General features: G+C 38.3%; 14 protein-coding genes. 10 read left to right on the top strand and 4 right to left on the bottom strand.

Annotated features, from left to right (window positions below; translation table 11 throughout):
* Position 1: 1 nt before the first annotated feature.
* Positions 2-982 (bottom strand): DUF4271 domain-containing protein, encoded by a 981-nt coding sequence (locus tag LX99_RS11850; RefSeq protein WP_109608093.1) that lies wholly within the window; start codon positions 980-982, stop codon positions 2-4.
* Positions 983-1,718: 736 nt separating this feature from the next.
* Between LX99_RS11850 and LX99_RS11845 the strand changes: the two genes are divergently transcribed.
* Together LX99_RS11845 and LX99_RS11840 are read left to right on the top strand one after the other, a co-directional pair.
* Positions 1,719-2,711, top strand: coding sequence for a helix-turn-helix domain-containing protein (locus tag LX99_RS11845; protein WP_109608092.1), 993 nt, complete (start codon positions 1,719-1,721; stop codon positions 2,709-2,711).
* A complete protein-coding gene (locus LX99_RS11840) occupies positions 2,689-3,099 on the top strand; it encodes a response regulator (protein WP_022831657.1) in 411 nt (136 codons plus the stop codon). Before LX99_RS11845 ends, LX99_RS11840 begins: the two co-directional genes overlap by 23 nt.
* 591 nt (positions 3,100-3,690) lie before the next feature.
* On the opposite strand, the gene LX99_RS11835 is transcribed toward LX99_RS11840, so the two are convergent.
* Complete coding sequence (locus tag LX99_RS11835; RefSeq protein WP_170122686.1) at positions 3,691-3,879, bottom strand: hypothetical protein; 189 nt, start codon at positions 3,877-3,879, stop codon at positions 3,691-3,693.
* 340 nt (positions 3,880-4,219) lie between these two features.
* Between LX99_RS11835 and istA the strand changes: the two genes are divergently transcribed.
* From istA to LX99_RS11815, 5 genes are all read left to right on the top strand, one after another.
* Positions 4,220-5,587: an IS21 family transposase gene (istA, locus tag LX99_RS11830; RefSeq protein ID WP_245927899.1), complete on the top strand. Its 1,368-nt coding sequence runs from the start codon at positions 4,220-4,222 to the stop codon at positions 5,585-5,587.
* 2 nt (positions 5,588-5,589) lie between these two features.
* On the top strand, positions 5,590-5,748 hold the full coding sequence (locus LX99_RS26060) for a hypothetical protein (RefSeq protein ID WP_245927898.1): 159 nt from the start codon (positions 5,590-5,592) through the stop codon (positions 5,746-5,748).
* Between the two features lie 19 nt (positions 5,749-5,767).
* The gene (gene istB / locus LX99_RS11825) at positions 5,768-6,514 is read left to right on the top strand and encodes an IS21-like element helper ATPase IstB (protein ID WP_109608090.1); all 747 of its coding nucleotides are present in this window, start codon (positions 5,768-5,770) and stop codon (positions 6,512-6,514) included.
* A 604-nt stretch (positions 6,515-7,118) separates the two neighbouring features.
* Entirely contained in the window at positions 7,119-8,003 is an 885-nt protein-coding gene (locus tag LX99_RS25365) for a hypothetical protein (protein WP_170122685.1), read from the top strand.
* 447 nt (positions 8,004-8,450) lie between these two features.
* Positions 8,451-9,710, top strand: a complete 1,260-nt coding sequence (locus LX99_RS11815; protein WP_170122684.1) for a hypothetical protein — start codon at positions 8,451-8,453, stop codon at positions 9,708-9,710.
* 83 nt (positions 9,711-9,793) lie between these two features.
* Here LX99_RS11815 and LX99_RS25640 read toward each other — a convergent pair whose 3' ends face one another.
* Together LX99_RS25640 and LX99_RS26470 are read right to left on the bottom strand one after the other, a co-directional pair.
* Positions 9,794-9,943 carry a hypothetical protein gene (locus LX99_RS25640; RefSeq protein ID WP_170122683.1) on the bottom strand — a complete coding sequence of 50 codons (150 nt, stop codon included), beginning with the start codon at positions 9,941-9,943 and terminating at the stop codon, positions 9,794-9,796.
* A 415-nt stretch (positions 9,944-10,358) separates the two neighbouring features.
* The gene (locus LX99_RS26470) at positions 10,359-10,559 is read right to left on the bottom strand and encodes a transglutaminase-like domain-containing protein (RefSeq protein WP_407937404.1); all 201 of its coding nucleotides are present in this window, start codon (positions 10,557-10,559) and stop codon (positions 10,359-10,361) included.
* A 135-nt stretch (positions 10,560-10,694) separates the two neighbouring features.
* Between LX99_RS26470 and LX99_RS26465 the strand changes: the two genes are divergently transcribed.
* The 3 genes from LX99_RS26465 to LX99_RS11800 all read left to right on the top strand — a co-directional run bounded on the left by LX99_RS26465 (position 10,695) and on the right by LX99_RS11800 (position 13,453).
* Entirely contained in the window at positions 10,695-11,114 is a 420-nt protein-coding gene (locus LX99_RS26465) for a hypothetical protein (protein ID WP_407937403.1), read from the top strand.
* A complete protein-coding gene (locus LX99_RS11805) occupies positions 11,105-12,310 on the top strand; it encodes a glycosyltransferase family 2 protein (protein WP_211319010.1) in 1,206 nt (401 codons plus the stop codon). Before LX99_RS26465 ends, LX99_RS11805 begins: the two co-directional genes overlap by 10 nt.
* Before the next feature lie 153 nt (positions 12,311-12,463).
* Positions 12,464-13,453, top strand: coding sequence for a DUF2268 domain-containing putative Zn-dependent protease (locus LX99_RS11800; protein WP_109608085.1), 990 nt, complete (start codon positions 12,464-12,466; stop codon positions 13,451-13,453).
* Positions 13,454-14,215: the final 762 nt, after the last annotated feature.

Genomic DNA, 14,215 nt, shown 5'->3' with positions numbered 1-14,215 from the left:
CCTAAATTTTAATATTCAATGCCTTTATTAAAATCAAAACAGGGCAAATTTCGAGGGCACAAAGATACGTAAATAAATAAAATTTATGAAACCGAAAAGTAGAAATTATGTTCACGCTGCTCCGTAAGTATTGCCAAATAAAAATTATGATGATGATAATAAGGGTTAATGTAAGTAAAAACGGGATATACTGAGCCCCCAGCAGGCTGAAACATATCACAACCGGTAAAAAAACAAACGCTATATTAAAGTAAGTAAGGTGTAATATGTTTAAATATTCACTTACCAGCTTATTAATATCAAAAATAAAGCCCAAAAATTTAAGTATTAAAAATTTAAGCGAGAATAATACAATAACAACCACTACCAGGGTTATAAATAAGCTACTGCCTGCTATACGGTAATAAACCCCTTTATAGGCCGCCAGCTGGTATAAAAACAGGCTGAATGTGGTGCAAAAAAGCAAAAATAACCCAATAAATGCCCATGTGCTTACCGGCCCCTCCTCTTTACCTGCGATGGAAAGTACCCGCTTGCTGTAAAACGAAGTATACACGTTGCTTACGTCTTTACTTAAAACAAGGTTCAAAATAGCGGTATATAATAGCATACCAATAATGGTAATAATAGCCCAGGGGTCGCGTACTGCCCTGGCATGGCCTTCCATTACCCGGTTTTTTGATTGCGAATGCAGATCGAGAAAACCGTAGCCATGATAAAGTTCATTTTTAAAAACGCTGTCGGCATATTGCGCCCGCATAGCCGCGTCGGGCGGGCGCAGGTAGCGCATCGAAACAGAATCGGCTATAAATTGATCACGGCTTTGCATGGCTTTGGCTACTGAATCCAACACCGAATTACCCGGGCGGAAAGCATGTACCCGCGTTGTAACCGGAGTATCAACTGCTGTTGTATCCCGCTGCGCAAAGGCCGCAGAGCAAAATAGTAATACATTAAGGCAACAACAAATAAATAAACGCATTTTTAAAGCTTAAACCCCTGCCTGGTAATTTGCTGCAAAAATAGGGTAATTATCCGAACCCGAATTTCATCAAATGAATAAATTTTATCTGATCGCAAAGGATCGCCCCGCGAAGAAAATTATTATCGATTTACAAAACCTTTTGATTTTTTTCCGGTTACTTCCAGGTATTTTGGAGGTACCAACCTGGGGTTAATTCACCTATAATGAACTGCTTAAGCCATAGGGAAGAAGCTGGCAAAAGGGCTTAGGTAAACATAATCAAAACCCGCCGTTAACTTTTAGATAAAAAAAGATAAATGGACTTGTTTAGCCTTGCAACACCTCTATAAACCAATATGTTAATCAAATACCAGCAATACCAAAGTTTTCTCCGTAGCTTAAAAAAGAGCCTATCAGGTATCGTTTGGGCCTAATGCTTACTCCTATTTTGTTTAAAATTGCGCATCCTTTTATTTATTGTATGGAAAGCAGTTTTACTTTATCAGAAATTTCTAAACCACAAATTAACAAATGTCCAAAATGCGGATCACTGATAGACCGCAGGCCCAGGTCGCCGTTCTTCAAGCGCTTTTTTCCTTACATCAAAAAATACTTTTGTTATAAATGCAAGCGCTCTGTTTATGTGAGACGCCCAGGGAAATCTGCAGAAATTCCCGAAAACAACAATTCGCTATGATCTATGTCTGAATTCAATAATGCAGTATAATTAACCGAGTTGACCGCAGAATAAATTATGGCGTTATTAACAAAATGGCGAAATATCAACCTTAGTCATGAGGCGCCGTTTATATACCTACGTTATTGTAAAAGCTATTCCAGTTTGTCGGGGCTGGTTATTAAAAGTAAGTTTTACTTAAACGAGGAATACGCATCGGGAGAAGTGTTTTTTGAAAAAATACAGGAAGGGTTTGGCATGCTTGCTATGGAAATAAAAGCAAAGCAAAACACCCATTACTATGTGATGCCCAGGAATAAAACCGATTTATATTCGGTAAATTTTTTTTCAGGATCAAAAAAGATAGGATATAAAAACGGCAGCGATATTTATTGGTCAGATAATCATGTACTTTCATTTGACCCGGGCACTTCTCACGAAATTTATCTTGAAGCAGACACGATATTAAAATGCAGCAGGCTTATTTATACCGATACTTTTCTTAGTGCCCTCACAGATACGGATCAAAATGTTTCATCAGCGATAATCAGCATCTTCAAAAACCTTGGCAACCGGAGAGCTGTTAAAGCCGAGCTTTTTCTTCAAAACCGCCTGTTTAACATTTTACGGTACGAGCGCGATCAGGCGCATTACCGGGCCTCGCTTTTTAGCGCGGTTTACGGTTTAACAACCTCGTTCATCAAACTTTCGGCAATTAAAAAAGATACCGTGAATAACGATTCGAAAACGCGTAATGTTTACATCATGTCTAAAGCTGTGATGATACTTGAAGCGCACTTATCGGAAGGCTTTCCCGGAATTTTAAAGCTGGCCTCAGAATGTAATATATCTGTTTCTAAACTCAAAAGAGATTTTAAGGCAACCTTCGGGATAACGCCGCTTAATTATTTCAGAAACCTGCAGATTAATTATGCAACAGCCTCTTTTAACGGGCGGGAAAAAACGGTTAAACAAATAGCTAATGAGCTGGGGTTTAAAAAAAGCAGCACTTTTTCTACATGGTATAAAAAATTAAATAATCATCAGCATGGCATGGCGAACGAACTTTGAGGAAACAAATAAATCAATAACGGTTGCCATCATTGACGATGATGAACTACATACCGCTTTAATTACCAGGCAATTGAAACGGGCAGAGATGGACGTAAAATTTTATGCTCAAAACGGTATGTGCGGGATAGCGGCATTACAATCCATGTTAACGCTGCCCGAAGTAGTGATAGTGGATATAGAAATGCCCGTGATGAGTGGCTTTGAAGTGGTTAAATATTTAAGGCAAGCGTGGCCGTATTTACCAATTATCGCCTACTCTTCACTAACCTCTGCTGAGGTGCATCAACGTATCATGGCTGATGGCGCTAACATGTTCATTTTAAAACAGCCGGTTGCGTCGAAACTGATCAGTGCGATTAAAATATTGTCGGCCGTAAAAAATTAAAAAAATGCCTGTCCGGAATCGCAAATATGAAAATGCCCTTCAGTTTATTTTTGGCGCACTGATATTCATTGCATTGTGCTATAAGATTTTAGTTTTAGTCATAAGCGCTATAAGATCAGCTTATAATTGTTTATAAACAATTAAACCTTTTGCATGTTGATGTTAATCTGTAATCCAAAAACCGCCGTTAAAGCGAACGAACAGATAATCCCTGTCATACCCGCGAAGCAGGCACCGGAAATTCAATTGCTTTACTACATCAAAACGACATAAGCGTTCGGGAACCGTAACGCAGCACAGGCGTTTTATTACTTTTGTTGCATGGCCGGAATCAAATATTAAATTGATTTATAAGTACTTACAATCTTAAAGCAACAAACAAGTAACAAAAGTGACGAACAAAATTCAAAAAATTTAGCCTGCATGGCATGCAAGAGGTCATCGGTTCGACTCCGATATTCCCCACCTTGATAATCAGGGAGTTACAAAACAATGTAGCTCCCTTTTTTTATCCGATAAAACCGTGATTAAACATCAAGTGGTTTCACTTAGTTTAAGTTAGGCAGTAAAATCAAAGAAATTGCCCAGAATTTATCCTTTTAAACTCAAAAAGTCTAAACCATTTTTGATCATATCCCTAATTTCATTGTTCGGACTTTCAAGTTTTTTCAATACTTCATCCAAATCATTAGTCTCGTTTTTCTTCACCGTTTGAAAAATGGCAAATCTAAAAATCTCAATAATCGAAGGTAAGGTTTTATTCAACTTAGCCATGGCCATTTCATTGCTGATTCCAGAATGTTGAATATAATTCCTTTGCTCATATACCTCCAATAATATTCCAGCATAGAATGATTTTAAATCTGATACGAGCTCAAAAATCTTTCTTTTATTGTAGTTGGATAAATGATGAGTTATAAAGGGGCTATTGATTATATCTGGAGATTCTGTTGAACTTGACCACTATGTTCCGGGACAAACTGACCATCTATTCCGGGCGAAACTGACCACCTGATTCCGGGGCAAACTGACCACCGCAAACACGTAGCAAATGCTGTAGAAGAGACCATCATTTGAGGGCAAATACACCTTCCTAAGAATGGCAAACTTAACAATCAGCATGAGTAAGATCAGAAAGATATTAAAGATGTACAGCCAACAGCGGCCTTTAATGACCATAGCTGCCCAGGCTGATGCATCGAGAAACACGGTAAAAAAGTATGTAGCAACATTAAAAGCCAGTGGCCTCATCTTTGATGAGGTTAATGCACTGAACGACAAAGAACTGGAAGACCTGTTCGGAAAGTCTAAAGAACACCCGCCTAACGCACGTATGCAGTCCATGCTGCGCTGTTTCCCCCACGTCGATAAAGAGCTTAAAAAGACCGGCAGGAACCGGCAGATCCTATGGGAGGCCTACTATAAAGAGTTTCCTGACGGGTATCAGTACAGTCAATTCTGCTTTTATTATAACCAGTGGAAAGCCAGGGTCAACCCGACCATGCATATGGATCACAAAGCCGGTGATAAGCTTTATGTGGACTTTGCAGGCGAAAAGCTAAGCTATACCGATAAGGATACCGGTGAAGTTATTGCAGTAGAGGTCTTTGTGGCTATCCTCGGAGCCAGCCAGTTAACCTATGTTGAAGCAGTTATGAGCCAACAGAAGGAAGACTTTATTGCTGCCTGTGAGAACACCCTGCACTTTATTGGTGGCGTTCCTGCGGCCATTGTACCCGATAACCTGAAGGCAGCCGTAACCAAAAGCAGCCGCTATGAGCCCACCCTGAACGAAACGTTCGAAGACTTTGCAGATCATTACGGCACGACCATACTACCAGCGCGGGCGTACCGCCCGCGTGATAAAGCGTTGGTAGAAGGTGCCGTTAAGATCATTTATACCAAGATCTATGCACCGATCAACCGGGTTACCTATCATTCTCTAAAAGAGTTGAATAAAGGTATCTGGGAAGCATTGGAAACCCATAACAGTCAATTACTTAAAGGTCGCAACTACAGCCGAAGGCTACAGTTTGAAGAGATCGAGCGGCATACGCTGATGCCGTTGCCTGTCCTGCCTTACCAGTTCAAAAAGCACTTCTACGCTAAAGTGATCAAGAACGGCCATGTCAACCTCGGCCCGGATAAACACTATTACAGTGTGCCATATCGCTTCATCGGCAAGCGGGTTAAGCTTTTGTATTCCAGTACTATCGTAGAGATCTACTCCAACTACGAGCGCATTGCTTTGCACAAACGGGCAAAGAACCCTTACGGTTATAAGACCGACAAAGACCACATGGCTACTACGCACCGCTTTGTAACCGACTGGACGCCTGATAAGTTCTTAGAATGGGCTGCTTCCATCCATGAGGATGTCAGACTGTATACCCTTAAGATACTTGACCGCAAACAGCACCCGGAACAGGCTTACAAGTCCTGTCTGGGGTACTTGGCTTTGCGAAGAAAGCAGGTAACGAGCGGTTAATAATGGCTTGCCAGCGTGCACTCAGCTATGGTATTTACAACTGTAAAACCATACAAACCATCCTGGAGAATAAGATGGACGGCTATGAGGAAAGCTTGTTTGCCGATGAGCTGCCGATGCCTAACCACGATAATATCAGGGGAAAAGACTATTACAAATAACCATTAAAACAACAATAACATGAACACAAGTACATTAGAAAAGATGAGGAAGATGAAGTTCTTCGGTATATTCCATGCTTTCAAAAGCAGCATGGAAACGGGTAAAACTAACGATCATACAGCGGATGAGCTACTCGCTCTGTTGGTAGATGCAGAATGGGACGACCGGCAAAACAGGCGTATAGAAAGGACAATACAATATGCCAAGTTCCGCTATAAAGCTTCTGTAGAGGACATGCATTACCATGCCGAACGAAGTATCGACCGCAACCAGATCATGCGCCTGGCAGACTGTACCTTCATTGACCGCAATGAAAACGTACTGGTTACTGGTAGTACCGGCATTGGTAAAAGTTATGTGGCTTCTGCTATTGGCTATCAGGCCTGTATGCTGGGCTACAGGGTATTCTACGCCAGTACCCCCAAGCTATTCGCTAAACTGAAGATGGCAAAAGCAGACGGCTCCTATATCAAAGAGCTGGCTAAACTCGAAAGGACACAGCTGCTCATACTGGATGACTTCGGTATCCAGCCTTTTGATGCACAAAGCAGGGCTGCGCTAATGGAACTTATCGAGGACAGGCATGGCAAGACCTCCCTTATCATTACCTCACAGCTACCGGTAAGCAAATGGTTTGAAGTGATTGGTGAAAAAACGGTTGCTGATGCGATCCTTGACCGGATCGTTCATGATGCGCATCGTATCGAACTGAAGGGGGAATCTATGAGGAAAAAACGTAGTGTTGAACCAGCAAAAAGCTACTAATGGAAATACCTTTTAAATAACTATTTTGTACACGCTTTTATAGCATTTGCTGCAACCCAAAAGTCAGCTAACCCAGTGGTCAATTTGGCCCGGAAAAGGGTGGTCAACATATCCATAACATACAGATACGCTTCAAAATTCAAACTTTGACAGGAATTATGATAATCATATAGAAAGCATTTACAATGAATTTCGGGCGCAGGCCGATCTTAAAAAACTGTTTTTCAAATCCGCTGGCATTTATGATATCAGCATACTATTGACTAATACAATAAAGATAAAGGAAGATATAACCAATAATGTCATAACAGATCATAATGTCTCGTCTGGAACTTATATAATTAATAACTATCTAACTAACAGAAGTCGCTACACGACTACGGATGACGTTCCGTCATTATCGTTTTTCAGAATATTCAATAAAAATTTTACCAACAGGTTCCGTAAGTCGCTCTTCCTTGGAACTGATATTCAGGAACAATTTTATAATCAACATAATACTTCACAACATAAGTTTCAGAACTTTAACCACTGCTATGCGTTTTTCCTGCCGCAAGCTGATATAACCTATACGGATGACCAGTTTGGCGACCATTTAATAACATTGAAATCGAACTATTCCTCAAGTATTGGTTATCCGACAGTCAACCAGATCACGTCGCTTATTGATAGTACAAATACTTATTTCCAACAATATGGAAATCCAGACGCCCGGCCTTTTTACAAGAGAGAGCTGTCGTTCAACTTTTCCTATATTAACTTTCGATCAAAAGGATTATTCGACAGCTTTGTAACGTACGTAAACTTAGGGAGCTTGCGAAATGCACTTGTTGATAGTATCATTTACGATGGGGCCGGTCGTGCCGCCAATTATTCGATTAATGTCCCTGATGCCAAATATTTAAAAACTAAAACTGAATTTTATAAAGCTGTCAAAATGAACAAAAATCAATTACAGGTGAACGGAAGCACAGTTTTTACTGAAAGTGTGCAGCCTCAATATATTAACGGTTTAGTCACCCATGTGAAAAATTTCTACAATGAGAATGTCTTAAATCTACTCTATACATTAGGGCATACTTTTGCTTTAAAAGCTTCACAGTTTTTTTCCTGGTATCGTTCAGACCAATTCGGTGCGAACAATGCCCAATTAAGAAATTCCGTTCAACGGACAATTGTCAGTGGGAGTATGAATGTTCCTGGCCAGATTACTTTTAGTAGCAATATCACCTTCAATAAAATCACTTCATCGTATGTACCTCCAAGTACTTTTAATATTTGGAACGCCAGCGTAACCTACAGATTTTTGAAAGGCAATAAAGGTGAGATTAAATTCTCGGCTCTCGACCTACTTCGTCAAAATAAAAGTGTGATAAATTATGGGGCGGGTAACACACTTACTATAGGCAACGTAAATGTTTTAAAACAATACTATATCTTAACTCTTGCCTTTTATCCGCGGAAGTTTGGAAGAAACGGAAATCAATAATCACCACTGCTCGGCTGTTTTATTTCGTAGTTAGTTGAGGTGAATAACCCGGTATCCTGAATTTTAAAAAAATCGCAAATCATGAAACTGACGAAGTAATTGAACTCTTTCCGTTGCGCTGACATAGGAGAAGAATACGCTGGTTTTTCAATAAGGCGTTTTATCATCAACGATCATCTTGTGGTCATTTGTTTAAAATGAATTATTATTTTGTATTGAGGGATAATAGAACCAACTGGACGGACTAAAGATTGAAGGCCATTGGACAACTCGGTAAAGTAGAATTTTAATTGCCTTATACTACAAAAGAAGGTGAGTAACAGCTTACGCCACCTCTGAGGGCTAAATTTCGTAAATTGAAGAATGAATAAAAGTATTATAGCTATTATTTTTAGCACAGTGATGTTATGTTTTTACGGATTTAGGAATAAGTTTCCGTTATTAACATTGGATTCAGGAAGTTTTATCAATTCTGGCTTTGACAGGACTTTACTAAACCATTCGACTTCTTTTTACGGCTTATTTATTGCTCACATCAGTTGGGGAAAATCTATATGGTTAGTGATTCTCGGTCAATCATTATTACTTTCAGTAACCTTAGCCTTGTGTTTTAAATATTTTTTCCATGAAAGAAATAGAGCAGTACTTTATGTCTCCTATGTATCTATCATTACATTACTTTTACCTGCATCTTTGATTACCAGCACGATATCGCCGGGAATATTTTCATCCATCACCATTCTAATCCTAGGTGTATTTTATTGCGCCGATGGATTGTCAAAACGGGATTTATATTTGATCGCTTTTATTCTTATAGCATGTTCATTTGTCGATTTTATTAATATTTTATTCATTTTACTTTTCAGCTGCTGCTATAAATTAAAATTTGTTTTGAGAAAAAGGAAAATTATAGGCGGTTTTCGCAGCTTTAAATTTAAAAGATCCGGCGTTTTATCTTGTATTGCTTTGTTAACACTTATATCGATTTTCTTTAGTCGCAGGATTTCTCAGAGCAAAAGTGAAGCTGATTTGGAAATAATTACGGCCAAATTCTGTTATTTTCGAAATACAGGAATACTTCTCGATTATCCAAATCAAACTCATGTCAGTAAATTACTCGTGCCGGCTATTCTCCACAAAGGAGGAACTCATTTTTATGATTTCTCTTCAATTGGTGTTGACCCCAATTCAACGAAGAAGATTGTAAGTCAAATACAAATTGAGAAGGCACTCAATTGGAGAATCTTGATTAGAACTATACAAAATTTCTACACTCGTTTAACGAATTTTGGAATTGAAAGTTATGAAAAGCCGGATGTGAACTCGGAAAGTTTTGATTCTATTTATCATTGGTATAACTGGGAGTCGCGGGAATGCATGATTTCTCGCCAGTTCCAGAATTGGCTTTGGCTCGACTATCTAAATTATTCGCAAATGATCGTTATTCTTTCAATTGCTATTGGTTTTGCGTGCTTGGTTTTTTTACGTACTAAAAAAGATGTTACTCTAACTTCTTACTCGATAGTCGCAATCATTGTTTACTGCTTTATCAGCGCTGCAATTTACGGCGGTGATAAAAAACCTGACTCACAAATAATATGGATACTTTCTCTTCCTTTTTTCGGGCATCTATGTAAAACACGTCTGGGAAGGTTAGGTTTAGCGAATGGGCAGAAATCATCAGTAAGCCAATCAAAGGAAGTATAGAGAATGGGAAATTACGGAAATAAAAGGATTGCTAAAGCGGCCGCAATTCTCGCGACAACTATTTTATTGTGCTGGATGGCTTTTTATAACAGATATCCTTTAACGTTTAATAATGATACAGGGTCGTACATTGAATCGGCATTCAATGGCTTCGTCCAACTTGATCGACCGATATTATACGGACTCTTGATATTTTGCTCCAGCTTATCAACGTCATTATGGCTTGTAGTCATTTCACAAGGATTAATCACAGCCTTAGTTATATATTATTACTTCCGATACTTAATTGGGGGAGAGCGGTTTTTATATTATTATATTGCTTTCATTTGCATGGCATCATTTTTCATGGGGGCTTCATTCGAAGTTAGTTGGATAATGCCAGATATATTTACTCCTATTTTAGTTCTTTGTATTGGACTTTTGGTATTTGTCAGAGATTTGAAAAGCAGAGATCATATAATAATATCGTTAGTGGTTATTCTGAGTAACGGGGTCCATAATTCACATTTTTACATATCAATATCAATCTTGTCCATCTTATTTGGTGGGTGTTTTTTTAAAAGAGTTAGATACGGGTACAATATAATTGGGCTTGGCTTGAAACGTAGCGTTTATATTCTTGGCCTCGTGCTATTTAGTCAAATATTTCTAAGCGGGGTTCACTACTTTTTCAATAGTGGATTTACCAGCTCTCGCGGAGGAATCATATTCCTGATGAGTAACGCAGTGGAGATGGGGTTGATAGATATTTATCTTGACGACAATTGCCAATGTCATCAATTCAAAATTTGCGCATATAAGGATTCTTTGCCTAATAATTTCATATGGGATGGAAATAGCCCATTGCAAAAAACAGGTGGCTGGGTGGTTAATGATAAAGAATACACTTACATACTGAAAGACATCGTCACACGGCCAAAGTATTTAAAGACATTTCTTTTTCAGTCGGGGCTATATAGCATCAAACTTTTTTTTAACTACGATATGGAAGAAATAGCGCCGGCTGCTGAACGTGTCAAGCGTGCCGTCGCGACCAACTATGACGAGGAATATACTGTATTTTTGGAATCGCGGGAAAACACCAATCATTTGAAAGTGGACTTTATGAACTTTACGCAGGATGTTATTGTTGCGATATGCTTGGTCTTATACTTTTTTTCTTTTTTAAATAAGAAAGTAGATCGACGTACACGAATGGTGATGGTGTTCTTTTTAATAGCGCTTATAGTGAACGCCTGGATATGTAGCACATTTTCAGGCGTGTTCCCACGTTATCAAACCCGTGTTATTTGGCTGCTACCATTGCCTTTATTTTTATATTTAGGCAAGGTTGGTTGCTTTTCGGACTTTTACAGTTTCCTATTACCATCTATATACAATTTAAAACCTAAATCGTGGAAATAACAATTTTAATGCCCTGCCTAAATGAAGAGCAGACCATTGCAATATGTATAAAAAAAGCTCAATTTTCAATCGAGCGTTATCAATTAAATGCTGAAATATTGGTGTCTGATAATGGCAGTGCAGATAATTCAGTATCCTTGGCTATTGATGCGGGTGCCCGGGTTATAATTGTAAAGGAAAGAGGATATGGAAATGTATTGCGTGCGGGGATCGAACATGCGAAAGGACAATATATTATCATGGCGGACTCCGATGACAGTTATGATTTCTCTGAGATTTTTCCGTTCGTCTTGAAATTACGGGAAGGCTACGACCTTGTTATGGGAAACAGATTCTTAGGCGGGATTGAACCGAATTCAATGCCTTTTCTGCATCGCTATTTAGGTAATCCCGTATTATCATTTGTAGGCAGGTTGTTTTTTAAGATCCCGGTAGGAGACTTTCACTGTGGAATAAGGGGGGTTAACCGACAAGCTATGGCAAGTATTAATTTATTTACAACAGGTATGGAGTTCGCATCTGAAATGATCATAAAGTGTTCGTTAAGTGGACAGAAAATAACTGAAATACCGGTCAGGCTTTATCCCGACGGACGTTCCCGTCCTCCTCATTTACGGACGTGGCATGATGGCTGGAGACATCTCCGCTTTCTTTTTCTTTACTGTCCTACATGGCTTTTCCTTTATCCTGGCTCCATATTAATGGTCGTGGGAATTATGATCACCACATTGTTGTTACCTGGTCCTGTGCCTCTCGGACACGTAACTTTCGATGTTCATACGATGGTTTATTCAGCCTCCGCAATTGTTATTGGTTTCCAAACTCTTACCTTTTACTTTTGCTCGAAACTATTTGCTGCAAAAAAGGGGTTCGATTACAAAAATAGATGGGTCGGGGAATTCAATCATTATTTCACTTTAGAACGGGGGTTGATAGCGGGAGGGATCATGTTGATTTTGGGGTTGTCTCTGACGTTATATGCGATTCATATGTGGATTGGAAAGTCTTTCGGAACTCTTCAGCCATCTAAAATGTTAAGACTCATCATTCCTGCCGTTACATCTTTAATGTTAGGTACGCAAATAATATTTAATAGTTTTTTCGCTAGTATGTTAAACCTTAATTTGAAATACAACAAGAGTATACCTGTGGTAAATCAAACAAAGGAACAGATAATTTTGGCAACTATAGTATAAGTTTCCTTTGATTAGACAATGTAAAGCGGCCATTATAAAGTTAAAATTCTGGTTATGAAAGTTTCATCGCATAAATACATAGGAAATGCAGAATTTGCGTTGCAGGCGAACATGCAATCCACCCTCGGGATGCGGTAATAATGATAATAAGTTATGATTAAAAGAATTCTATTAGTTTTCGGTACGGTTTGTCTTGTCATGGCAAGCTCACTCGCACAACAAAAATCGCTGATTGAGACCTCGGACATTGATTTATTTTGGGAGGTATACGATAAAGTCATCGCAATACCTGATTCTGTAACTGCGGTTCAACTAATTCAGCATGAATATATCGATAAAGGTTCTGAAGCTTTGTCCGCGATAAAAAATTTCAATTTTTTTGAAAGCAGGGATCTATATAAGTTGATAAAAGATAAACATGAATATTTAAATTCGATAAGAAAGGCAACTTTAAGCGTAAAAGCGGATAGTGCTAAATATCTGGCGATTTTTGATAATTTTAAAAAAACTTATAATAATTACAGCTATCCCAAAATACGATTCACTATGGGGGCAATGCTAATCGGAGGATTTAATAAAGGAGATAATAGTATTGTTATAGGAACAGAAATTGCAACAGGCACAAGAAAATCAAAAATAGAGTCTCTTAACCCTTACTTTAAAATGATCGTTTCCGACAATCAAAGTATAGAATTTTTGGTCGCTCACGAACTTGCGCATACTCAGCAAAATCCCGGCTATTTAGAAAATATGAACCTCCTGTCTCTTTGTTTAATGGAAGGTTCTGCAGACTTTATTGCTGATTTTCTGTTAAACAGGAAGAATACCATGCCATACACAATTTATGGACGGAAACATGCCAAAACATTGAAGAAGTTATTTATAGAACATATACAATCTGATAACCAATCTGATAAGCAATTTATTTTTAACAATTGGTTATATAATGCTAAATTATTCATTTCAGGCGCGATTAGCACAAGGCCAGACCTCGGATACTATATCGGATATGAAATTTGTAAAAGTTATTATAGACAAGCAGGAAATAAAAAAAAAGCGATTGCTGATATTTTGAATATCAATTACGATGATAAGAATTCAGTAACAAAATTTTATGGCAAAAGCGGATTTGCAAAAGATTAATTTTAGTCTTAACGGTAGTATGATGATCGTATGTGGTTGTAAGGAATAACGGCATTGACAAAGCTTTAATATCAAAAATTCCAGGAACTAACTTGTTTTGTAAATGCTGACTTCTGATAACTTTAACAACCATCTCACTTACTACTCGATGGTATGTTCTTTGCTGATCGTGAAGAAAACTGCCTTGTCGTACAATTATTCTCCCTGGGTCAATTCTATATGGAACGATATTACGTTGAAATAAGTTACCAGGACTGTTATACAATTGATACCTGACGACACATTGCAAAATTTTTGAAAGGCGGATTTTAAATTGCAAGAATGACTATAATGAAGTACTTGGCTCGGAAGATGGTTATATACCAAATGAAATTGTTTCATACCTGGTAACGATAGCAGGAGCAAATTACTCATTCATCAAGGCGGCTACCTTGCGATTTATGTTGCTTAAATACATCAACCAGCATAACGGGCTTTTCTGTTTTGCCCAGGAACCGATTTTTAATTTTTTCCGCAGTAAATAAATGAGGGAAGTGGACGTGGATGCCGTAGTTATTTTTTATAGAAAAAGCAGCTCCCGGGCTGCTTTTTCCATTTATTTCTTCAATTATAAATTGAAGCTCATTCTCAAAGATTTTTGAGACCTCAAATAATTGAGATAGTCACAATTTAATCTGACAATTACGATTAATTAACGCACGTAACAGAGATTAGCATTATGACAATCCAAGCAAAGATCATCAAAAACAAGATGGGCATATT

This window comes from Mucilaginibacter oryzae (assembly GCF_003148845.1).
GTDB classification, from domain to species: Bacteria; Bacteroidota; Bacteroidia; order Sphingobacteriales; family Sphingobacteriaceae; genus Mucilaginibacter; species Mucilaginibacter oryzae.
Note: the sequence above shows the minus strand (reverse complement) of the source record. Positions and strands in the feature narration are given on the sequence as shown.

Bases quoted from the DNA above. Each gene is read 5' to 3' on its own strand.
- LX99_RS11845 (WP_109608092.1), top strand. From the start codon at position 1,719: ATGGCGTTATTAACAAAATGGCGAAATATCAACCTTAGTCATGAGGCG.
- LX99_RS11850 (WP_109608093.1), bottom strand. From the start codon at position 982: ATGCGTTTATTTATTTGTTGTTGCCTTAATGTATTACTATTTTGCTCT.
- LX99_RS26465 (WP_407937403.1), top strand. From the start codon at position 10,695: ATGGAAGAAATAGCGCCGGCTGCTGAACGTGTCAAGCGTGCCGTCGCG.
- LX99_RS11835 (WP_170122686.1), bottom strand. From the start codon at position 3,879: ATGGCCATGGCTAAGTTGAATAAAACCTTACCTTCGATTATTGAGATT.
- LX99_RS25640 (WP_170122683.1), bottom strand. From the start codon at position 9,943: ATGACTACAAGCCATAATGACGTTGATAAGCTGGAGCAAAATATCAAG.
- istB (WP_109608090.1), top strand. From the start codon at position 5,768: ATGAACACAAGTACATTAGAAAAGATGAGGAAGATGAAGTTCTTCGGT.
- LX99_RS11840 (WP_022831657.1), top strand. From the start codon at position 2,689: ATGGCATGGCGAACGAACTTTGAGGAAACAAATAAATCAATAACGGTT.
- LX99_RS26060 (WP_245927898.1), top strand. From the start codon at position 5,590: ATGGCTTGCCAGCGTGCACTCAGCTATGGTATTTACAACTGTAAAACC.
- LX99_RS11800 (WP_109608085.1), top strand. From the start codon at position 12,464: ATGATTAAAAGAATTCTATTAGTTTTCGGTACGGTTTGTCTTGTCATG.
- istA (WP_245927899.1), top strand. From the start codon at position 4,220: ATGAGTAAGATCAGAAAGATATTAAAGATGTACAGCCAACAGCGGCCT.